The sequence below is a fragment of the Pedobacter lithocola genome, from assembly GCF_042650845.1.
Classification (GTDB): Bacteria; Bacteroidota; Bacteroidia; order Sphingobacteriales; family Sphingobacteriaceae; genus Pedobacter; species Pedobacter lithocola.
In genome coordinates, this window is record NZ_JBHSBW010000007.1 from 1,208,667 (window position 1) to 1,228,740 (window position 20,074).

20 protein-coding genes are annotated in these 20,074 nt (G+C 34.5%); 14 read left to right on the forward strand and 6 right to left on the reverse strand.

The genetic code is table 11. The annotated features are described in order from the left end of the window. Nucleotides 1-4: 4 nt before the first annotated feature. Nucleotides 5-844, forward strand: a complete 840-nt coding sequence (locus ACFOWA_RS07535; RefSeq protein ID WP_378983524.1) for an amidohydrolase family protein — start codon at nucleotides 5-7, stop codon at nucleotides 842-844. Here the strand turns inward: ACFOWA_RS07535 and ACFOWA_RS07540 are convergent. Continuing rightward, on the reverse strand, nucleotides 836-1,987 hold the full coding sequence (locus ACFOWA_RS07540; protein ID WP_378983527.1) for an aldose epimerase family protein: 1,152 nt from the start codon (nucleotides 1,985-1,987) through the stop codon (nucleotides 836-838). The genes ACFOWA_RS07535 and ACFOWA_RS07540 overlap by 9 nt on opposite strands. 132 nt (nucleotides 1,988-2,119) lie before the next feature. Between ACFOWA_RS07540 and ACFOWA_RS07545 the strand changes: the two genes are divergently transcribed. Both ACFOWA_RS07545 and ACFOWA_RS07550 read left to right on the forward strand, forming a co-directional pair. Then, nucleotides 2,120-2,791, forward strand: coding sequence for an HAD family hydrolase (locus ACFOWA_RS07545; protein ID WP_378983530.1), 672 nt, complete (start codon nucleotides 2,120-2,122; stop codon nucleotides 2,789-2,791). 1 nt (nucleotide 2,792) lies between these two features. Then, nucleotides 2,793-3,491: an NUDIX hydrolase gene (locus ACFOWA_RS07550; RefSeq protein ID WP_378983533.1), complete on the forward strand. Its 699-nt coding sequence runs from the start codon at nucleotides 2,793-2,795 to the stop codon at nucleotides 3,489-3,491. Here ACFOWA_RS07550 and ACFOWA_RS07555 read toward each other — a convergent pair. Next, on the reverse strand, nucleotides 3,488-4,264 hold the full coding sequence (locus tag ACFOWA_RS07555; protein ID WP_378983536.1) for a helix-turn-helix domain-containing protein: 777 nt from the start codon (nucleotides 4,262-4,264) through the stop codon (nucleotides 3,488-3,490). The two genes, ACFOWA_RS07550 and ACFOWA_RS07555, sit on opposite strands and share 4 nt — an antisense overlap. A 315-nt stretch (nucleotides 4,265-4,579) precedes the next feature. On the opposite strand from ACFOWA_RS07555, the gene ACFOWA_RS07560 reads away from it, so the two are divergent. Together ACFOWA_RS07560 and ACFOWA_RS07565 are read left to right on the forward strand one after the other, a co-directional pair. Further along, nucleotides 4,580-4,945, forward strand: a complete 366-nt coding sequence (locus ACFOWA_RS07560) for a hypothetical protein (protein WP_378983538.1) — start codon at nucleotides 4,580-4,582, stop codon at nucleotides 4,943-4,945. Nucleotides 4,946-5,018: 73 nt separating this feature from the next. Continuing rightward, on the forward strand, nucleotides 5,019-6,290 hold the full coding sequence (locus ACFOWA_RS07565; protein ID WP_378983541.1) for an Hsp70 family protein: 1,272 nt from the start codon (nucleotides 5,019-5,021) through the stop codon (nucleotides 6,288-6,290). On the opposite strand, the gene ACFOWA_RS07570 is transcribed toward ACFOWA_RS07565, so the two are convergent. Then, the gene (locus ACFOWA_RS07570) at nucleotides 6,291-7,928 is read right to left on the reverse strand and encodes a carboxylesterase/lipase family protein (protein WP_378983544.1); all 1,638 of its coding nucleotides are present in this window, start codon (nucleotides 7,926-7,928) and stop codon (nucleotides 6,291-6,293) included. 555 nt (nucleotides 7,929-8,483) lie between these two features. Then, nucleotides 8,484-10,031, reverse strand: a complete 1,548-nt coding sequence (gene treF / locus ACFOWA_RS07575; protein WP_378983547.1) for an alpha,alpha-trehalase TreF — start codon at nucleotides 10,029-10,031, stop codon at nucleotides 8,484-8,486. A 75-nt stretch (nucleotides 10,032-10,106) separates the two neighbouring features. Between treF and ACFOWA_RS07580 the strand changes: the two genes are divergently transcribed. After that, nucleotides 10,107-10,568 carry a hypothetical protein gene (locus tag ACFOWA_RS07580; protein ID WP_378983549.1) on the forward strand — a complete coding sequence of 154 codons (462 nt, stop codon included), beginning with the start codon at nucleotides 10,107-10,109 and terminating at the stop codon, nucleotides 10,566-10,568. Here the strand turns inward: ACFOWA_RS07580 and ACFOWA_RS07585 are convergent, their stop codons facing one another. Next, nucleotides 10,569-11,753, reverse strand: coding sequence for a GAF domain-containing sensor histidine kinase (locus tag ACFOWA_RS07585; RefSeq protein WP_378983552.1), 1,185 nt, complete (start codon nucleotides 11,751-11,753; stop codon nucleotides 10,569-10,571). It abuts the gene before it with no gap. A 171-nt stretch (nucleotides 11,754-11,924) separates the two neighbouring features. On the opposite strand from ACFOWA_RS07585, the gene ACFOWA_RS07590 reads away from it, so the two are divergent. The 3 genes from ACFOWA_RS07590 to ACFOWA_RS07600 all read left to right on the forward strand — a co-directional run bounded on the left by ACFOWA_RS07590 (nucleotide 11,925) and on the right by ACFOWA_RS07600 (nucleotide 13,587). After that, on the forward strand, nucleotides 11,925-12,107 hold the full coding sequence (locus tag ACFOWA_RS07590) for a hypothetical protein (protein WP_378983555.1): 183 nt from the start codon (nucleotides 11,925-11,927) through the stop codon (nucleotides 12,105-12,107). A gap of 513 nt (nucleotides 12,108-12,620) precedes the next feature. Further along, nucleotides 12,621-13,256 carry an HAD family hydrolase gene (locus ACFOWA_RS07595; protein ID WP_378983558.1) on the forward strand — a complete coding sequence of 212 codons (636 nt, stop codon included), beginning with the start codon at nucleotides 12,621-12,623 and terminating at the stop codon, nucleotides 13,254-13,256. A 1-nt stretch (nucleotide 13,257) separates the two neighbouring features. Continuing rightward, nucleotides 13,258-13,587 carry an Mpo1-like protein gene (locus tag ACFOWA_RS07600; protein WP_378983561.1) on the forward strand — a complete coding sequence of 110 codons (330 nt, stop codon included), beginning with the start codon at nucleotides 13,258-13,260 and terminating at the stop codon, nucleotides 13,585-13,587. Nucleotides 13,588-13,863: 276 nt separating this feature from the next. Here the strand turns inward: ACFOWA_RS07600 and ACFOWA_RS07605 are convergent, their stop codons facing one another. Continuing rightward, nucleotides 13,864-15,048 carry a proline dehydrogenase family protein gene (locus ACFOWA_RS07605; RefSeq protein WP_378983563.1) on the reverse strand — a complete coding sequence of 395 codons (1,185 nt, stop codon included), beginning with the start codon at nucleotides 15,046-15,048 and terminating at the stop codon, nucleotides 13,864-13,866. A 95-nt stretch (nucleotides 15,049-15,143) separates the two neighbouring features. On the opposite strand from ACFOWA_RS07605, the gene ACFOWA_RS07610 reads away from it, so the two are divergent. From ACFOWA_RS07610 to ACFOWA_RS07630, 5 genes are all read left to right on the forward strand, one after another. Further along, nucleotides 15,144-15,350, forward strand: a complete 207-nt coding sequence (locus ACFOWA_RS07610; protein WP_123205727.1) for an RNA-binding S4 domain-containing protein — start codon at nucleotides 15,144-15,146, stop codon at nucleotides 15,348-15,350. Then, the gene (gene aroB, locus ACFOWA_RS07615) at nucleotides 15,350-16,408 is read left to right on the forward strand and encodes a 3-dehydroquinate synthase (protein WP_378983566.1); all 1,059 of its coding nucleotides are present in this window, start codon (nucleotides 15,350-15,352) and stop codon (nucleotides 16,406-16,408) included. Before ACFOWA_RS07610 ends, aroB begins: the two co-directional genes overlap by 1 nt. Before the next feature lies 1 nt (nucleotide 16,409). Then, entirely contained in the window at nucleotides 16,410-17,375 is a 966-nt protein-coding gene (locus ACFOWA_RS07620) for a sterol desaturase family protein (protein ID WP_378983569.1), read from the forward strand. 472 nt (nucleotides 17,376-17,847) lie between these two features. After that, entirely contained in the window at nucleotides 17,848-18,681 is an 834-nt protein-coding gene (locus ACFOWA_RS07625; RefSeq protein ID WP_378983571.1) for a prephenate dehydratase, read from the forward strand. A gap of 115 nt (nucleotides 18,682-18,796) precedes the next feature. After that, on the forward strand, nucleotides 18,797-19,936 hold the full coding sequence (locus ACFOWA_RS07630; protein WP_378983573.1) for a chorismate mutase: 1,140 nt from the start codon (nucleotides 18,797-18,799) through the stop codon (nucleotides 19,934-19,936). The last annotated feature ends 138 nt before the right edge of the window (nucleotides 19,937-20,074 follow it).

Sequence of the window (20,074 nt, forward strand, 5' to 3'; positions counted from 1 at the left end):
ACTGATGATTGATGCTCACGTACATTTTTGGAACTTTGACCCAGTAAGAGATTCTTGGATTAACAAAGAAATGAATGCCATCCGCAAAGATTTTTCACCAAAAAACTTAATTCGAACCTTTAATGATTTACAAATAACAGGTTGTATTGCGGTTCAGGCCAATCAATCAGAAAGTGAAAATAATTTTTTAATCACCCTTGCCGAGCAAAACGAAATGATTAAAGGCATTGTTGGTTGGGTTGATTTAAAGGATGAAAAATTAGAAGAGAGATTGAGATACTGGTCGGCATTTAAAAAGATTAAAGGTTGGCGACACGTACTTCAGGCAGAAAATTCTGATTTCATTTTAGCTGATGATTTTGCGAATGGAATTAAGTTGCTTCAAAAATTTGGATACACTTACGATCTTTTATGTTATCATAATCAATTGCCAGATATTATTAAACTGGTTGATAAAATACCAAACCAACCTTTTGTTTTAGATCATTGTGGTAAGCCCGATGTTAAAAGCCAAGATTTAAAAAACTGGAGCAGAAATATTAAAACCCTTGCTCAAAACCCAAACGTATATTGCAAACTATCTGCTTTACTGGTTGAAGCTGATTGGAAAAATTGGAAAGACATAGAAATTTTCAATTGCTTTGATGTGGTATTTGAACATTTTGGAACAGAAAGGATTATGTATGGCAGCGACTGGCCTGTTGTTTTGCTTAGCCGGCCTTACAACGATTGGTTCAATTTGGTAACGAAATATACTTCAAAATTCAGTATTCAGGAAAAGCAAAACCTTTTACTGAATACTGCATCTTCTTTTTATAACTTAGAAAAAGTAGATTTATTTTAAGAATTTATAAGTGGTGGTTGTGGTGTAAACATCACCAACTTTTAACACTGTCGATGCAAAATTAGGATGGTTCGGTGCATCAGGAAAATGTTGTGTTTCTAAACAGAATGCCGAGCGGTACGGGTAAGATTTACCACCTTTACCATCTGTATCCTTACCTGTTAAAAAGTTACCACTGTAAAATTGTAAACCTGGTTCGCTTGTGTAAACCTCCATTTTAATGCCGGTAACTGTGCTTTTAACAACGGCAATCGCCTTTTTATTATCATGTTTATTTAAAGCGAAATTATGATCGTAACCTTTGCCGAAAGTTAATTGCTGGTCTTTATCTTCAATGTTTTTTCCTATTGTTTTAGCCTTATTAAAATCAAAAGCGGTACCTGCTACTGGCTGTAATTTACCAGTTGGAATTAAGGTAGAATCAACTGGTGTATAAGCATTTGCATCGATAAACAATTCGTGATCTAAAATTGTAGCATTTCCTTCACCATTTAAATTAAAGTAAGCATGGTTGGTTAAATTAACAATCGTATTCTTGTCTGATTTTGCTGTATAATCTATTTTCAAAGCATTATCATCTGTTAATGAATAGGTTACAGTTACATCCAGTTTACCTGGATATCCGGCTTCACCATCCTTTGATGAATAGGTTAATTCTAATTTCTGAGCATCAACTAATTTAGCATCCCATACTTTAGAGAAAAATCCATCGGTGCCACCGTGTAAGGTATTAACACCATCATTTAGTTGCAACTGATATTCTTTGCCATCCAAACTAAATTTTCCTTTAGCAATTCTATTTCCATAGCGCCCAATTAATGCACCAAAAAATGGTTCTCCTTTTTTACGATATGCACCAATACTATCGTAACCTAAAACAACATCTGTTAATTTATCATTTTTATCGGGCACTAAAAGCGAAACTACTCGCCCACCATAATTTGTAATAGAAACCGAAGCACCTTGTTTGTTTTTTAAAGTATAAATTGAAACCGTTTTACCATCAATTGTAGCATTATAAGTAGCTGAATCGGTTTTAGCGTTTTCTGTTGTTGTTTTTTCGGTCGGAGAATTACAGGAAAATAATGTGGTAGATAAACATAATGTTGCAATTGATATTGCTGAAAGGATATTTATTTTCATAAGGATTTAATTTGGTTAAGGCTAAAGTAATAAATAAATTAACGTTATTACAACGATTATAAGTATAAATTGCTTTATAATTAAGGTAACATTTATCACATCAAAAAAAATCACATAATTTAGCCGAACAATATGCAAGTTTTAGATTTTAAGCCCAAAGCAATAATTTTTGATTTAAATGGAACCATGATTAATGACATGGAATACCACACAAAAGCCTGGCATTCTATAATTACCGAAGATTTGGGAGAAAGTAACTCCTATGAATCAGTTAAGAAAGAAATGTATGGGAAAAATCCAGAAGTTTTGGAGCGCATTTTCGGTAGAAACAGATTTACACCTGAAGAAATAATCAGCCTTTCTGATGAGAAAGAAAAGCGTTATCAGGAAAATTATTTCCCACATCTTGCTTTAATTGAAGGACTTGATGAATTTTTAAAACGAGCAAAAAATAATGGAGTTAGCATGGCTATTGGTTCTGCAGCAATATTATTTAACATAGATTTTGTGTTGGATGGTTTAAAAATAAGAAGCTATTTTGAAAGCATTGTTAGCGCAGATGATGTTGAAATTAGTAAACCTCACCCTGAAAGTTTTTTGAAAGCAGCAGATGCACTTGGAGTAAATCCTGCAGATTGCCTGGTATTTGAGGATGCACCAAAAGGAGTAGAATCTGCACATAATGCTGGCATGAAATGTATCGTACTCACAACCACGCATGATTTGGAAGAATTTGCTGAATATTCAAATATTTTAGGATTTATTGATAACTTCAAAAATCCGATTTTAACAACGCTTTTATAAAATGGCCAAATATATAAACCAAAACCCTGTTCTTGTTGCCGTAGATTGCATAATTTTCGGTTACGATGGCGAACATCTTAAACTTTTAGTGATAAAAAGAGCTATAGAACCTGTAAAGGATCAATGGAGTTTAATGGGAGGTTTTATTGGCCCGAATGAAGATTTAGATGGAGCAGCAAAACGCATCTTGTTAGAGCTTACGGGTTTACATGATGTTTATTTGGAACAATTGCAAGCTTATGGTCAACCAGACCGCGACCCGATTGAGCGTACAATATCTGTAGTTTACTTTGCCCTCATTGATATTAATAAATACAGCAAACAAATTAATGATCAATACCATGCAGAATGGTTTGAACTAAAAGAAGTGCCCGAATTGATTTTTGACCACAGCATAATGGTAAAAGCAGCTATGGATAAAATTCGATATCAGGCAGCTTTGCACCCAATATTATTTGAATTGTTGCCCAAAAAATTTACCATCCCCCAGCTGCAAAACCTGTACGAACAGGTATATGATTCGCCAATTGACAATAGAAATTTTATTCGAAAAATAACTGCAAGTGGATTGTTAATTAAACAAACAGAGAAGGATAAATCAAGTTCGAGAAGAGGAGCATTTTATTTCAAACTCGATAAGCTTAAACATAAAGCCCAGTTTCAGTCGTTTTTAAGTTTTATCGCTAAACCAAAAGGCTAATTCAATCGCCGAAATTCTAAAACCGAAATACCTTTTGAGCGTTTGAAATTGCTTACAAAAGAATTGGTCTGTTCGAAACCCAATATCTCGGCAATCATTGATATAGAATAATCTGTATGGATTAAAAGCTCTTCTGCTTCACGAATTAATCTGGCAAAAAGCAACTCAGGAAGGTTTTTGGTAAAGGCTTTTTTCAAAAAAGTGTTTAGTTTTCTTGATGACATTCCCATTCCTGATGCATAAAATTCTGTGTTACGTTCGGTTTTAAAATATTGCTCTAGTATTGCTCTGAACCTTAAAACCTGCTGTAATTCATCAATACTTAAATCCATTAACTCGGCATTTAATACAGCAGAAAACCCAAGCAACAATGATAAATATTGCGCTAAATACGAAACATCTCTATCGGCTAATATTTCCCTTTTTAATTGTTCTAATAAACTGTAAGCTTTTTGAGCTTGAGAATCGTTCAAATCTTTAAACGATAAAGTCATAAATAGATTACGCGATTGCGAATCTCTATGCTGAAGTAAAAATTCTGAGTATAAAAGTGTGCTAAAACTTAACCAATATGCAGATGTAAGCTCACCTTCTAATCGAATTATTCCCTCTTCAGGAATAAAAAAAACTCGCCCTGGGCAAAGTACATAATCACCAGAATTCATGCACAATAACCCCGTGGCTTCTTTTATAATCAGCACTCTGATAGGATAATTGGCGTTTAATGCTTTATCTCTTTTATACCTACCCTTGATGTCTTCAAGTTGTATCATTTTATATCAAAGTATCTTGTTTCTATAAAGACAGTATAATATACTTATTTACTACAATAGAAACTTTAAATTTTTGCATTAAATAATAATGTTCATTGCCAAAAAGCTAATATTTATCTTTTATGGTTAAGTTTTCAATAACAAACGTATAAAAAGGCAAATTGTTTATTACGCCTCAAAGCTATAAAAAATAATGTAGAGCTCGACAAGCTACTATCAAAACTACATGATTATAAGTAATATTAATAATACAAAAAATTAATATAATGATAAAATATAAAACCATATTACTTCCAATATGTTCTTATCCTTACCATGAAAAACTTTTTAATTACAATACTTTGTATTTTTTGTATCGCATGCAAAAAAGACATCCCCGATCCAGATGTTGTTCGATTGCAAGTTTATTCTACAAAAATTAAACATACTAATTATAACGAGCCTGATACGTTATATTGGTACATGCGTAGTGCAAGCCGAGGTGGATATTATTACATGACATCTACCAGAGACATCTCAAATTTTAGTGAATATGATTTTACATATACGCTAAATATGCCAAACGATTTAAATGGCAAAACGCCCATAAAAGATATTGTGGTTTTCATCAATCAGCTAAATGGAGAAATGTTTACTGATATTACCGGTAGAAGTTCATCATCATCATCAAATACGAAGTAAAATAATTTTAATGCCAATTTTTTTATACTTTCGTTACCCGATTTAGCACAATACAATAATTTTATTTTAAGCGATGAGTAAATTTCTATATGGAATTGATTTTGGAACAACTAACTCTGCCCTATCAATTTATGATGAAGAAAAAAAAGAAATCATATCAACAATTTCGATACCATCACTTATTTATTTTAAGCATGCTACATCTGCAACTGATGATGCAAATTATGTTGTCGGTGAAGAAGCTATTGAGGAGTACCTTAATGATGGAATGAAAGGTCGTTTTATAAAATCTATTAAGCAAATCCTTTCCAGAAGTACATTTACCGAAACAAGAATCCACAATAAGCGATACAATGCATCTGATTTAGTAACCTTAATTTTAAAAGATTTAAAAGCCAAAGCAGACGAAATTATCGGATACAATTGCACCAAAGCCATAATTGGCCGACCAGTTTTTTTTGATGATGACAATACACAGAAAGATACTTTAGCGCAAACGCGTTTAAATAAAGCAGCAGAAAACGCAGGTTTTACAGATGTTCGGTTTCAATTCGAACCTATTGGAGCTGCGTTTGCTTATGAAAAAACCATATCTAAAAAAGAAAAAGTATTGGTAGCAGATTTAGGTGGTGGTACAACAGATTTTACGTATTTAATTCTCGACCCAGATAAAGTTGGTAGTGCAGATAGAAAAAAAGATATGATAGCCTCTGGTGGAATTTATATTGGAGGCGATAGTTTGGATTCGGCTTTCATGTGGGAAAAAGGAACACCATATTTCGGCAAAAACACACAGTACGAAGCAACCCGCGGCCAAATTTTAAACGTACCAAAATCATTGTTTGCAAACATTTGCTCGTGGGATAAAATGAATTTCTTTAACGGCCAACGTATCCAGAAAGATATAGAAGATTACTACTATTTTTCGGGCAACGACAGGAAGTTCAAAAACCTCATCACCCTGATAGAAAATAACTTAGGATACTCAGTTTTTCAATCTATAGAAAAAACCAAAATAGAATTATCTGATAGGTTATCTTCTAATTTCTTTTACTCAAATATGGGAATAGAGATAAACGAAACCATCTCTTTACCTGATTATGAAAACGTTATCGAAAAAGATGTTCAACGGATTAGCGATTACCTTGATAAATTTCTGGCAACATATAATATAGACCCTAAGGATATAGATTGCCTCTTTCTTACCGGAGGCACATCTATGGTTGCTTCCATTCAGAACTTATTTAAAAACAAATTCCTACACATCCCTATGAATTCTGGAGATAACTTTAAAAGTGTTGCTAAAGGGTTAGCATATAGCGGTTATCTTTTCGATGCTGAATAGTTATTTCAAGAAAGATTTATCCAAAAATAAATATCTGGCTCTTTCCTTTGTTTGCTCTGAAGATTCTGCCGTGTTTACTCCAATATTCATGTATGAAGCAGCATCCTTTTTAACCGGCGACCATTTTGGCAGTTTGCTATCATTCGGATTTCCTGTTTTTATAAAATTAGCGAAATACTGAAGCATTGTATCCGAAACCTTATGGTCTTCTGCTGTCCATGCATAAACAGGATTAGAATTTAAATTGCCCATTGCGTACTCAATTTCAAATGCATGAGGTGCACCTTCGGATGATAAAGGTTTTGGGGCCGGTTTGGTGTTGCTCGAATCCATTTTAATTCCACCAGCCAAACCAGGTGTAGCTTGTGCAAATTTTGGTGTCATTGGTGGTTTTGATTTTGAGAAAAGATATCTATAAACTGCTTTATCCGTATTTTTAGCTTGCAAACCAATCCACTTCCAAGTGCTGTAAGCTATAAATCTATCACTTGCCAATGCTGTTGCTGATACAATAACTTCATCAGGATTTGTTGCAGGGTATAATTTTAAGACTTCGTCTGCATTGTTGGGATAAAGCTGTTTCAATTTCTTGGTATAATTTTCAACAGTTGGTGCATCGCCACCCATTAATGCCTGATAAGGAACTTCGGCAGAATTCCATCCTGCAAGCAAAGGAACTTTAGCCTGTTCTCCTACCGAGAATGATTCCACTAAATTCTTTGTAAGAAAATAGCCATCGATATTTGCAGCTGTTTTAAATGCACCTGGCTTGGAAGATTCATCAAGCAATTGCTCTGCTGGCATTGCTCTTAATTCGGTAAGCGATTTTGCATTAATCTTTTCTGCAAATGTTAATCCGTTTTTTTCTGCAGCATCGAGCGATGTTGGCGCTAATGTTGGATGAATCATTGCTCCGCTCTCTCCTATTGCACCAGCAAAAAGATTTTTGGATATTGGTGAAGCCATTTGCGCTGAAACCGAAATGGACCCAGCAGATTCGCCTGCAATGGTAACCTTCTTAGGGTCCCCACCAAAGTTTTTGATATTTTCTTGGACCCAAAGCAAAGCCATTCGCTGGTCGAGCAAACCGTAATTTCCTGAAGATTTATTTGCAGATTCCTTTGTAAGTTCTGGATGCGCCATAAATCCAAATACACCTAATCTATAGTTTATGGTTAGTACAACAATTCCTTTTTTAGCCATCGCTTCACCATCGTAACGTGGTTCAGAACCATCGCCAGCAACATAACCACCACCATAAAAATAAACCAAAACTGGTAGTTTATCTTTAAAGGTTTTTGAGGGCGTCCACACATTTAAGTATAAACAGTCTTCACTCATTCCCGATGAACGGAAACCCATATCGCCAAAAGGTTTTTTTTGCATGGCGTTGTTTCCAAATTTATCAGCTTTTAAAATGTTTGTCCAATTATTTACAGGCTCTGGAGCTTTCCAACGTAAATTTCCAATTGGTGCCTTTGCGAAAGGAATACCTTTAAAAGTAGTTATCCCTGCATTTTCTGATGTGCCTTCTACAATTCCGTTTGAAATTCTTACTTGAAGTGTCTTTGTATTTTGTGCCGACAGATTAAGGTGCAAAATAATTGCAGCAGCGAACAAGAAGCTAAAGCGTTTCATAATATATGGTTAGGATGTATTTATTATGCCATTAAGTTAATGGTAATAAATTAGATTGTGTAATTAACGCTGCGTAAAAGAGAAAAATTAACTAACCAATGATTATGGAAGCTAATTGTTGTACTATTTGAAAAAAGATTTGCTTAAATATTAACTCTTTTTACCGCCAAAAATCACGCAAAAAACGCTAATACCTCCAACAATGAAAACTACGCCAAGTATAAAATTAAGTGTATCGCCCATTTCGGTAAGGTATGCGTTATAAATGACAATAAACAGACTTAATTATTAATTAAGCATTCCAGTTTGGAATAAAAGTTTAAACTTTATATGAACCACAAAAAAGGAATAATCTATCAATCTAATTCAGTCGAAAATTTTGCCTATGTGGCAGGGGAAAGATTGCTAAGTTTTGCCATAGAATTGCAGAAACCTCAGAACACACTTGATAAGTTTTGCTACAGAAACACGTAAACCTCAGAATATGATGCGTTTAATTCTGTGAAAACCTTTGATTCTGCGGCAATAATAAAACCTACAATTCTGTGGCTAACCTTATTTAAGCAGTTTAAGTAATACTCCGTTTGTCCACCCAAAGCCATCTTGAAGCGGGTATTCTCCTCCACCGCCAATACTATTTGGATTAACTACATCATATTTTTCCATCAGCTTGCCCGTTTGCTTAAAAACTGCCACGTTTTGATTTACCCATCTATCCGTAACTGTTTGAGCTAATTTATTATAACCATAATTGTTTAAGCCTTGAATACTTACCCATTGTAGAGGCGCCCAAGCATTTGGTGAATCCCATTGCTCGCCCGTAGTTTTTAAAGTAGTCGCTAGTCCGCCGGATTTTAAAAAGTTAGTTTGAAGTTTTGAAACAACCAATTTTGCTTGAAGAGGAGTTGCTATTTTAAAGTACAAAGGAAACATTGCAGCAAGTGTTTCCTCTTTAGAAAAACTTTGGTTCTTCCAATTGTAATCGGTAAAGAAATTTAAATCCTTATTCCAGAAATATTTAAGAATAGCAGCTTTACGGGTTTTGGCCTTTGTAAGGAACAAGTTTGCCTTCTTTACATCTCCAGATTGCTGATTAGCCATTGCTATTACCTCCTCTAGATTAAACATCAACGTATTTAAATCCACCGGCAATAAATCGGTTGTTATTATCTCACTATAACTTTTGCCATCTGCAAACCACCTGCTACTAAAATCCCATCCAGATTCTGCAGCAGAACGAACATTGCGCATAAAGGCATCAGGTGCTTGTTTGGTCTTTTTAGAAGCTTCAAAATCTTCTTTATAAGATTCTTCCCTTGGCCAATCCCCTGTATCATAGTACCTATTTAAAATTGTTCCATCTTTTAATTTAACAACATGCCCAATTGCTTTATTTTTCTGTAGGTTTTCAGCACCCTTCATCCAAAAATTATATTCCAATTCGAGTACATCTTTGTAATCGCTAACTTTCACTTTGGTATCACTTTTTGCTAATAATTGAACCATCAAAGAAAAAAATGGAGGTTGCGAACGCGTTAAATAATAGCTTCTGTTACCATTGGGAATAAAACCATATTTACGGATAAGAAAGGCGAAATTATCAACCATATCTTTTATTACCTCCGTTTTACCAGCCTTTTGTAAACCAAGCATAGTGAAATAAGAATCCCAATAATAAATCTCTCTAAATCTTCCTCCCGGTACGATATAAGGTTTTGGCAGAGGCAATAAGGAAGTAGTGTATGCGGAAACGGTATCAGGATGTCGTTTTAGCACTTGCCAAAGTGTATCCAAATGTTTTTTAATGCCTGCATTAATATCCGATTGATACAATGCAGTATGGCTTTCGGGTAAACTAAAGTGTTCATTTACAAATGCTTTTAAAGCAAAATTATTTCTATCCTTTTGAGCCAAATAGGCATCCATAATAGCTGTAGGTGTTTGCTTTGGTATAGCATCAGCAAAAGATTTACTATCGGGATAAATTCCTGATAACTGCACTTTTTCAAACAAACCTGGGTAGGTTAATCTCGGACTAAGCTCGTGTTGAGCAAAAAGTTGGCAAGAAATAAATAACAAGCCAATTAAAAATATTTTCCTCATAATAATAACAATGTTATGAAAGATATGCAATTCTATTCAAATTTTATTCTAGCTTTAAATAAACCAAATATCCCTATGAAAATTTTCGCATCTCTAATTATCGCAACCGTATTCTTATCAGCCTGCAATCCATCTCCAAAAGTTGCAGATAAAGTTGAATCTAAAATTAATGGTACCTGGAAATTAATTTCAAGCCTTGCCATTACAAAAGGTGATACGGTAAATACATCGCCACCAAAAAATGTAGAAATGATTAAAATTTTAAATGATACACATTTCGCATTTTTTAAACATGATTTAAATAAAGGAAAAGGTGCTGATGCAACCTTTGATTCGGGAAGCGGTACGTATTTACTAATGGGCGAAAACTATACCGAAAACTTAGAATATTGCAGTGCCAGAGAATGGGAAAACCACGATTTTAATTTTAAGGTTAAACTAAATATTGACACCTTAACGCAAAGCGGAATTGAAAAAATTGAAAAATTAAATATCAACCGAGAAATAGTAGAGGTTTATGTAAGAGTTAAAAAATAACTACTTCACAGGTATTATTAAGGTAAAGCATGTTTGCTCATCATTAGAGGTTACAAAAATTTTACCATTGTGCGCTTTAGCAATTTCTGAAACGATAAATAATCCTAACCCTAACCCTTTTTGATTTGGTTCTACATCACCACGAGAAAATGGCTGAAATAATCTTTCTATAGCCGAGGTAGAAATTTGCTTACCCGAATTGGTAACGGATAATTCAAATTCGGTGCTGTTGCTTATACCGTTAACATAAATTGGCGTTGCAACATTACCATAACTTAATGCATTGCCCAGTAGATTTGAAAACAGTTGTGCAATTCTTTTACCATCACAATTAACTGGATGTTTTAAATCAAAATTAACGTTAATAGTATGTTGTGGGTAATTTGCTTCTAGCTCAGTTATAACTTCAGTTAAAATACTTTCTAAAGAGTCATTTTCTTCTCTATTTAATAAAATTCCTTCGCCAAATCTTCCACTAGCAAAATCAAGCATATTTTCGATTAAGCCGTTCATCCGTTGAGATGACCGTTGAATAATGCTAATAATCTTTTGAATTCGCTCTTCTTTTGATAAATGATTTAAAAGTTGAGCGCTATTAGATATTGCGTTAAGAGGATTACGTAAATCGTGACCCAAAATACCGATGAAATTTTCACGTAATTCGGCAACATGTCTTTCTTCAATAAGTTTTTTCTCTGATGATTTTACTTGTTCTATTGCATCGAGGTGAAAAGCAATAAGCTCAGCAAATAGATTGAACATTCCTAAAACTTCAGGAGTATTTATTACATGAGGTTTTGGATCAATAGCGCAAAGTGTTCCAAAATAAAAACCCGACTTAAGTTTTATTGGAACAGAAATATAACTCTGAAAACCATATAATAATGGGGTGTGATGGTTTGCAAAACATTCATCTTCTGAAACGTTTGCTATAATAACGGGATTATGATGTTGACGGATTTCATTACAAATAGTGGTTTCGAGCGCCAATTCTCCACCAGGTGCTAAACCAAAATTTATTTTATCTAGCAAAGCACATGCTACCCACTTATCATCCGTTACGCGGGCAACCGCTGCAAAGCCCATGCCCGTAGTGCTGCAAATAACTTTTAAAATATTAACAACTGCCGGGATGTTATTAATCGAGTCAATATCAGCCTGAATATTTTGAATATTATTTTCCAATTGTTTGGTTATCAAGATTTAAAATAGATAAATATTAGTATTTGTTATATTTACAAGCAATAAAGGTATTATAATATCACCAATAAATTACCAATAAAATTAGTATTGTTACAAAAACCTGTTTTGAAACAAAATCATAAATTTCTTTAAGCTTTAAATTATCTTTACGAAATGAAGCGATTGAACAGTGAAACTAGCAGCGAAGATTTGCAAGAAGTTAAAAAAGGTGATTTGGTTACAGATACTTTTAGTAAAACAGGACTAGTGGAGCAAATTGAGATAACCGATGATGGATTATATAGAATTTATGAATTTATCTTAGTAACAGAACGAAAAATAACTGTAAAAAAATAAAAAGAGGGGCGGTAAAACCCCTCTCATTAGTTGCCTTGAAATCTATTTTTAACCAATAAATTTCTAGCAAAAAAAATGCAATTTCACAGTTTAGTCTACGCCTGGTTTTCAGATTTCTCTACAATTGCAGGCGCCTTATGAATTACATTGAGCACTAATTGTCAATTACTATTCCAGTTTTAAGTGTGATTGATTTAATATTCTTATAAGCGATAAGGTTTTCAATACGCTTTTTTCAATATCCTCAAACCCTACACCATAAAATTTAAATCTATGCTAAAATATAACACCTACATCTACTTTACTAGAAATAAAAGTAAATGATTTCATATCAGATAAATTTGGAAAAGAAGGCGTTGTAAATAAAATTTCTATTAGTGATAATGATGAATTTTGGCTATTCATTTTTGCATTAAGCAACAATAAACATATTGAAATCACAAAAATTAAAAATGTTTGTTAAACCATAAAATAAGCTTTTAATTAGAGATATTTGAAGCAAAAAGTAAACCGATGCAAAACATTAAAAATATCATTTTTGATTACGGTAACGTAATTTTCGATATAGACTTCAGAATTGCACAAGCATCTTTTCAAAAGTTAGGAATAACTGATATTGAAAATTTCTTTGCTCACAAAGCACACAACGCATTGTTTGACAATTTGGAAACAGGAGCAATATCGCCGGCAGAATTTAGAGCAGGCATTAGAAAAGCAGCGAATAAACCTGAACTAACTGATGCCCAAATTGATGAGGCTTGGAACAGTTTATTAATTGGCACCACGCAAGAAAACCACGATTTGCTTTTAAAAGTGAAGGATAAATACCGAACCTTTTTATTGAGTAATAACAACGAGATTCATTACGATTGGATTATCAATTACTTGAAAACAACTTTCGAAATAAATGACTACGACAATTATTTCGAGAAAGCCTATTTCTCCCAGCACATGAAATTGCGTAAACCAAATACCAATATTTTTGAGCAGGTATTAAAGGAAAACAACCTAAATCCGGGTGAAACTTTATTTATTGATGATAGTCCGCAACATATAGAAGGTGCCAAAAAAGTTGGTTTACAAACTTTATTAATGACAGAAAAACCTGCTCAACTAGAGACCTTTTTAAAAGCTAACGGAATAATTTAAAATGAGCGATAAAAAATTCAAATCCATAAAAGAATTTTATCCATTCTACCTTTCACAACACACGAACACAACATCTCGTGTGCTGCATTTTATTGGAACGGGTTTAATTGCGCTTTTATTTTTCACAGGCTTTTTATTCCACCAATGGCGATTCTTTTTGCTGATGCCTGTTGTGGGTTATGGATTTGCTTGGGTTGGGCATTACTTTTTCGAGAAAAATAAACCCGCAACTTTTCAATACCCTTTATATAGTTTAGCCAGCGATTTTATTTTGTTTTACGATTTATTAACTGGTAAACAAAGTTTCGAAGTGAACAATACCCGTAGTTAAAATTTTCGTTTAAGTATTAATGCCCACGATTGAAATCGTGGGTTATGTTATCAGTCGTATAGTTTTATTCGTTACATTTCAACACCTAAATTTAACCCATGATTTCAATCGTGGGAAAATTGTATTATTACATAAACAATCCATTATTTCTAAACCCGATTGGAGCGGTATCAGCCAGTTTTTCACTGGCGATTTAGCGTAAAGCGGGACTGCTTAAACCCAAGAATTACTGAACGCTCATTTCCAAAAAAATCAGCAAGTACTTTGAAACCCTATTTAAAGTTTTCTTCGCTGCAATTCTCTTTCTATCAATCCCAATTCCCTACCAGTTTGCCCAGCAACTGAAGTATTTTCTTGTGCTCGTCTAAATAAATAGGGCATTACCGCCTTAATTGGCCCGTAAGGAACGTATTTAGCAACATTATAATTTGCATCGGCTAGGTTAAAACTTAAATTATCGCTCATACCAAGCAATTGCGCAAAATATACATGAGGATGATTGTGAACGATTTTTTTCTCATCCAATAGGTAAGTCAACAGGCGACTGCTATCTTCATTATGCGTTCCACAAACAATGGCAATTTCTTCAATATGGTCAACACAGTAGCGTAGCGATTCATTATAATCTCTATCAGAAGATGCTTTATCGGACTGTATTGGCGATGGATAACCCATTTCTTCAGCACGTTTACGCTCCTTTTCCATATATGCGCCTCGAACCATTTTCACACCTAAAATAAAACCAGCTGCTTTAGCAATCAAGTGGTCGGCTTTCATATCAGCCAGCTTATCGTGGCGATACATTTGGTAGGTATTGTAGACAATAATGCTTTCTTGGTTAAATTTACGCATCATATCTAAAGCCAATTCGTCAATCGTGTTTTGAATCCAGGTTTCTTCTGCATCAATCATAACAGGTACAGATTTTTCAAAAGCAGTACGGCAAATCATCTCGCACCGCGATTTCACTTTGGCAAACTCAGCTTGTTCATCAGGGGTTAAAGTTTGTTTTGCATCTAACTTTTCTAACAAAGCAAAACGCCCAATTCCAGTGATTTTGAAAACCGTAATCGGAATGTTTTTATCGCCATCGGCACGAAGAATGGTGCGGATTATTTCCTGGCAGGTTTCATCGAAAACTTGCTCTTCATCTTCACCCTCAACCGAATAATCTAAAATGGTTCCAACGCCACCCTTCGCAAGTTGAGCAATTGCCATATCACATTCCGCTATGGTTTCGCCACCACAAAACTGCTGGAAAATAGTTGTTTTTATGGCGCCTTGAATCGGTAAGCCAATATTTAAAAAGAAATTAGTTATCGGCGGACCAACTTTTGTTAAGAAATTACTCCCAATCATTTTAAAAAGCCAAAAAGCTTTTTTGAGTTCTCCGTTAGTTTTTTGGCGGAAAGCTACCTCGGTATTGTCGAAATTTGGCTGTTTATTCGGGGATAAATCCATTTAAATGATATTAATAAGTCAGATGGATGCAAAATTATAAAAAGCATCCATTCTACGAACGTAAAACCTCGAAATAATCGTATTTTTGCAACAAAATGATACAATTTAAATTAGAGGGCGAATTTATTCCATTAATCCAATTGCTAAAGGCAACAGGATTGGTTGGCACCGGCGGCGATGCTCAGGCTGCAGTAATGGATGGCTTGGTAAAATGCAATGGCGAGGTAGAATTCCGCAAGCGATACAAAGTCAGAGTTGGAGATATCATTACGTTTGGACAAGATAAAATCGAAGTAATTTAATGGAAACTCTAAACAGCGCTGGCCATTCGCTTTATTTCGAAAGTGGATTAGCCGAACTCAAAATCCTTTTAGAAAGCAATAAGTACAGCAAAGTTTTTATCCTTGCTGATGAACATACGAGCGAAATCTGCTTACCTGTTTTTCAATCGCTTATGGATGATTTTTCTGATTTCGATTTAATTGAAACATCAGCAGGCGAAGAAAATAAAAACATTGATTTTTGTATTGGCATCTGGAAAACCTTATTGGATTTTGAGGCCGACCGTAAAAGTTTGATGATTAATTTAGGTGGTGGTGTGATTACCGATATGGGTGGTTTTATTGCCTCAACTTATAAACGTGGTATCGATTTTATTAACGTTCCGACAACCCTACTTTCTCAGGTTGATGCATCTGTGGGCGGCAAAACAGGTATCGATATCGATAACGTGAAAAATATGGTGGGTACTTTCACCCTGCCACAAATGGTTTTTATCGAAACTGAATTTTTAAAAACTCTGCCACAACGGGAGCTTTTATCAGGCTTTGCCGAAATGATTAAACATGGTTTAATTTTTGATAAAGCTTATTACGAAAAGTTAAAAACGACTAATTATTTAAAGCCATCGGCTGAAGATATTTACCGTTCGGTAGAGATTAAAAATGAAGTAGTTACAATCGACCCGCATGAAAAAAATTTACGTAAGATTTTAAATTTTGGTCATACGATTGGTCACGCGATAGAGAGTTATTCGCTAGCGAATGATGAAAACCCACTTACCCACGGCGAGGCAATTGCCATCGGTTTTATTTGCGAGGCAGCTTTATCAGTTAAAAACAGTGGCTTAAGCAAAGAAGAATTAAAAGATATTGGCGATTATATTTTATCGTTATATCCAAAATACAATATTGATAGACAAAGTTTCGATACGCTTTTGGATTTGATGAAAAGCGATAAGAAGAATGAAGATGGTAACATTTTATTTTCTTTATTAGAAACCATTGGAAAATGCATGTTTAACTGCCGTGTAACCAAAACCGATATCTTAAGCAGTTTAGATTATTATAACAGTTTATAAAATGAAATTTACCGGAAGTGATATTTCTGTAGGCGGCTTATTTGGCTTTGTAATCGTTTTAACCTTAGTTGAAATGTATTTTAGCTACGCCCACGACAGAAAATTATATACAAAACGCGACACCTGGACCAATATTTATTTAATGACTGCTGCCGTAGTGATTAATCTAGGTATGAAAACCGCCACTTTTTTTTTGTTAGAATACTGCTACCAATTTAGGTTATTCCAAATTTCCAACATCTGGATTTATTGGTTGGTTTTAATTCTTGCACAAGATTTTCTATACTGGTTTTTGCATACCGTTGGCCATTATGTTCGCTTTTTTTGGGCAATGCATGTTACGCACCACTCATCAGAACATTTCAATTTAACAACTGGTTTCCGTTCTACAGTTTTCGAACCTTTGTACCGGGTATTTTTCTATCTGCCTTTAGCATTTATAGGTTTTACCGCTATGGACATCTTTTTTGCTTACCTTATTACACAGATTTATGGCAATTTGGTTCACACGCAATACAAAATTAATTTCCCTAAATGGTACGAGTATGTTTTTGTTACGCCTTCACACCATAGGGTTCATCATGCCAGTAATGTGCGTTATTTGGATAAAAATATGGGCATGGTTCTAATCCTTTGGGATAGATGGTTTGGCACTTTCCAAGCTGAACTGGAAGAAGACAAAATTAAATATGGCTTAACTACTCAACCTAAAGATACTGGTCCTGTAAATATTATTTTCCATGAAATTATCGCCTTATCTGCTGATGTTAAAAAAGCACCAACTTTTATGGATAAGGTGCGGTATATTATAAACCCACCGGGCTGGAGCCATGATGGCAGCACAAAAATCGCGAAGGTTATGCAGCGAGAGTTACGCAAGGCGGAAGAGTTACAAAAACTAAATCAAGAAAATAATAAGGTTAAAGATTTTAACGAAGAGCAAAGAACTTTAAGCTCTACTGGATAGGAATTTCGTTGTATTGCCCACGAATTAAATCGTAGATTGTGTAGCAGGATGTTATAATAATCACTCCAGAAATCTACAGTCTACGTACTTATTTAAGACTTTGAAACGACTGGTTGTGCGTCCTTGGCTAACACAGCCTTTCTATCCATTACAATCATTTCCAAATTTAGAAAATAATTGATAGCCTCTTCTAAGAACCCAATCAATCCTTTCATACCCAATCCAAAACTAGGCTAATTCAAACAAAATTAAATTTTATTAAAATTATTTTCAATTTCCTATTGACAAATTAAATTTTGTTATTACATTTGGCTCATTCAAAAACAAAAAATGAAATTATTCAACACATATTACTTTGGTTACTTTTACTATTTTAGTAAGAGCCGGGGCTAATATGCAAAAAGATAGATAACAATATTAAAATGTATAAGAAAGTCCCGGCAAACAGCCGGGACTTTTTGTTTTACGCAAAATGGAAACGATTAAACGAATAGCAATTCAAGGTATTAAAGCATCTTTTCATGAAGAGGCAGCCTACAAATTCTTTGGTAAAAACATAGAAACTGTAGAATGCAATTCATTTAAAGAAACTTGCGACAAGCTAGAAAAAAACGATGCTGACTTCGTTGTCATGGCCATCGAAAATTCTATCGCTGGTAGTTTATTACCAAATTACACACTAATCCGCGATTATGGTTTCTCGGTAGTTGGCGAAGTTTATTTGCCCATTCAATTGCATTTAATGGCATTGCCCGGTGTTAAGTTTGAAGATATAAAAATCGTAACCTCACACCCCATTGCTATCCGTCAATGCATCGATTTCTTTTATGATTATCCACACATAAAAATTGTAGAAAGCAATGATACCGCCGCTTGTGCAAAACGCATTCAGGAAGAAAAACTAACCGATACTATGGCTATTGCAAACAATTTAGCTGCAGAACTTTACGGCTTAAATATTTTAGAGCGTCGTGTAGAATCAAATAAAAAAAACTATACCCGCTTCCTTATCCTTAAAAAAGATAAAACAGACGAGGGAAAGAAAATAAATAAAGCATCAATATGTTTTCAGGTTGGCCATAAAGCAGGCTCTTTAGCCACCGTATTAAACATCTTTGCAGAACAAGAGGTAAGCTTAACAAAAATACAATCTATGCCGGTGCTGGGTAAAAGAAATGAATATTATTTTTACGTCGATTTAGAATGGCCAAGTACCGAAAAGTATGATAAGGCTGTTAGAAAAGCACTTAAATACACTTCGAATTTTAATATCCTCGGAGAATATTTAAAGAATGATAAAGTCTGAGGGAGTTACGATTTTAGATTTACGAATTAACATTAAAGCAATACAACAATTAATATATAAAAATATCTCCGGGCATCCGACAGCGGACTTCGGAATAAAAAACAAGCCATAAATCATGAAACTTAATTTAAACATCCAACCATTAAACACTTGGTTAAACGTTAACAACGAACCTTTAATTATCTCAGGTCCTTGCAGTGCAGAAACTGAAGAGCAATTATTAACTACCGCACATTTATTGGCAGCAACTGGTAAAGTATCGGTTTTAAGAGCTGGTATTTGGAAACCACGTACGCGTCCGGGAGAATTTGAAGGTATTGGAAGTATTGGTTTAGAGTGGTTAAAACGTGCTAAAACAGAAACAGGATTGCCAACTGCTGTTGAGGTAGCAAATGCAAAACATGTTGAAGAGGCTTTGGCTGCAGGTGTTGATATCCTTTGGATTGGTGCACGTTCTACCGTAAATCCATTCACGGTCCAAGAAATTGCTGATGCATTAAGAGGTCATGATGTTCCTGTATTAATCAAAAACCCGGTTAACCCTGATTTACAATTGTGGATTGGCGCAATCGAGCGAATAAATGGAGCAGGGATTACTAAAATTGGTGCAATTCACCGTGGTTTTTCTTCATTCGAGAAAAGTTCTTTCCGTAACGAACCAATGTGGGAATTGGCAATCCAGTTGAAAACTTTATGCCCTGAGTTGCCAATCATTAACGACCCAAGTCACATTTGTGGTAACCGTGAGCTAATCCCTTACATCTCACAAAAAGCTTTGGATTTAGACATGCAAGGTCTAATGATTGAATCACACGTTGACCCATCAGTTGCATGGACGGATGCGAAACAACAAGTTACACCAGCTGCTTTATCAGAATTGGTAGACCGTTTAACAGTTCGCGAACCAGAATCTACTAACGAAGCTTTCGTTGATAAATTGGCAGATTTACGTAAATCAATTGATAAAATTGATGATATTTTATTGCAGAAATTAGCTGAACGTATGGCTATTGTAGAGAAAATCGGTGAATTTAAACGTGATAACCAGGTAACGATTTTACAAGTTAATCGTTGGGATGCCATCATTAAAAAAGGTCACGCTTTTGCTAAAGCTTTAAAATTAGATTTGAACTTTACAGAGAAATTTTTAGAGTTGATGCACGGCGAATCTATCCGCAAACAAACTGAAATTATGAATGCAGGCAAAGCTGAAAAAGGAATTGCTGCAGAGCAACATAGCGAAGTTGTTAAATAAGGTTAAAGGTTAAAGAACTAAGGCTTAAAGACTAAGCTTAAAGACCAAATCGAAAAGCAAAAGCCGTTTGCCAAAAACACTCGTCATGCTAAATTTATTATATACAATTGTCAGGTGGCAACATCTGGCAATTGTATT

Coding starts and splice junctions, on each gene's coding strand:
- ACFOWA_RS07535 (WP_378983524.1), top strand. CDS start 5: ATGATTGATGCTCACGTACATTTTTGGAACTTTGACCCAGTAAGAGAT.
- ACFOWA_RS07590 (WP_378983555.1), top strand. CDS start 11,925: ATGAAGCGATTGAACAGTGAAACTAGCAGCGAAGATTTGCAAGAAGTT.
- ACFOWA_RS07630 (WP_378983573.1), top strand. CDS start 18,797: ATGAAACTTAATTTAAACATCCAACCATTAAACACTTGGTTAAACGTT.
- ACFOWA_RS07620 (WP_378983569.1), top strand. CDS start 16,410: ATGAAATTTACCGGAAGTGATATTTCTGTAGGCGGCTTATTTGGCTTT.
- ACFOWA_RS07550 (WP_378983533.1), top strand. CDS start 2,793: ATGGCCAAATATATAAACCAAAACCCTGTTCTTGTTGCCGTAGATTGC.
- ACFOWA_RS07600 (WP_378983561.1), top strand. CDS start 13,258: ATGAGCGATAAAAAATTCAAATCCATAAAAGAATTTTATCCATTCTAC.
- ACFOWA_RS07595 (WP_378983558.1), top strand. CDS start 12,621: ATGCAAAACATTAAAAATATCATTTTTGATTACGGTAACGTAATTTTC.
- ACFOWA_RS07540 (WP_378983527.1), bottom strand. CDS start 1,987: ATGAAAATAAATATCCTTTCAGCAATATCAATTGCAACATTATGTTTA.
- ACFOWA_RS07580 (WP_378983549.1), top strand. CDS start 10,107: ATGAAAATTTTCGCATCTCTAATTATCGCAACCGTATTCTTATCAGCC.
- ACFOWA_RS07545 (WP_378983530.1), top strand. CDS start 2,120: ATGCAAGTTTTAGATTTTAAGCCCAAAGCAATAATTTTTGATTTAAAT.
- ACFOWA_RS07605 (WP_378983563.1), bottom strand. CDS start 15,048: ATGGATTTATCCCCGAATAAACAGCCAAATTTCGACAATACCGAGGTA.
- aroB (WP_378983566.1), top strand. CDS start 15,350: ATGGAAACTCTAAACAGCGCTGGCCATTCGCTTTATTTCGAAAGTGGA.
- ACFOWA_RS07570 (WP_378983544.1), bottom strand. CDS start 7,928: ATGAAACGCTTTAGCTTCTTGTTCGCTGCTGCAATTATTTTGCACCTT.
- ACFOWA_RS07625 (WP_378983571.1), top strand. CDS start 17,848: ATGGAAACGATTAAACGAATAGCAATTCAAGGTATTAAAGCATCTTTT.
- ACFOWA_RS07560 (WP_378983538.1), top strand. CDS start 4,580: ATGAAAAACTTTTTAATTACAATACTTTGTATTTTTTGTATCGCATGC.
- ACFOWA_RS07565 (WP_378983541.1), top strand. CDS start 5,019: ATGAGTAAATTTCTATATGGAATTGATTTTGGAACAACTAACTCTGCC.
- ACFOWA_RS07610 (WP_123205727.1), top strand. CDS start 15,144: ATGATACAATTTAAATTAGAGGGCGAATTTATTCCATTAATCCAATTG.
- ACFOWA_RS07555 (WP_378983536.1), bottom strand. CDS start 4,264: ATGATACAACTTGAAGACATCAAGGGTAGGTATAAAAGAGATAAAGCA.
- treF (WP_378983547.1), bottom strand. CDS start 10,031: ATGAGGAAAATATTTTTAATTGGCTTGTTATTTATTTCTTGCCAACTT.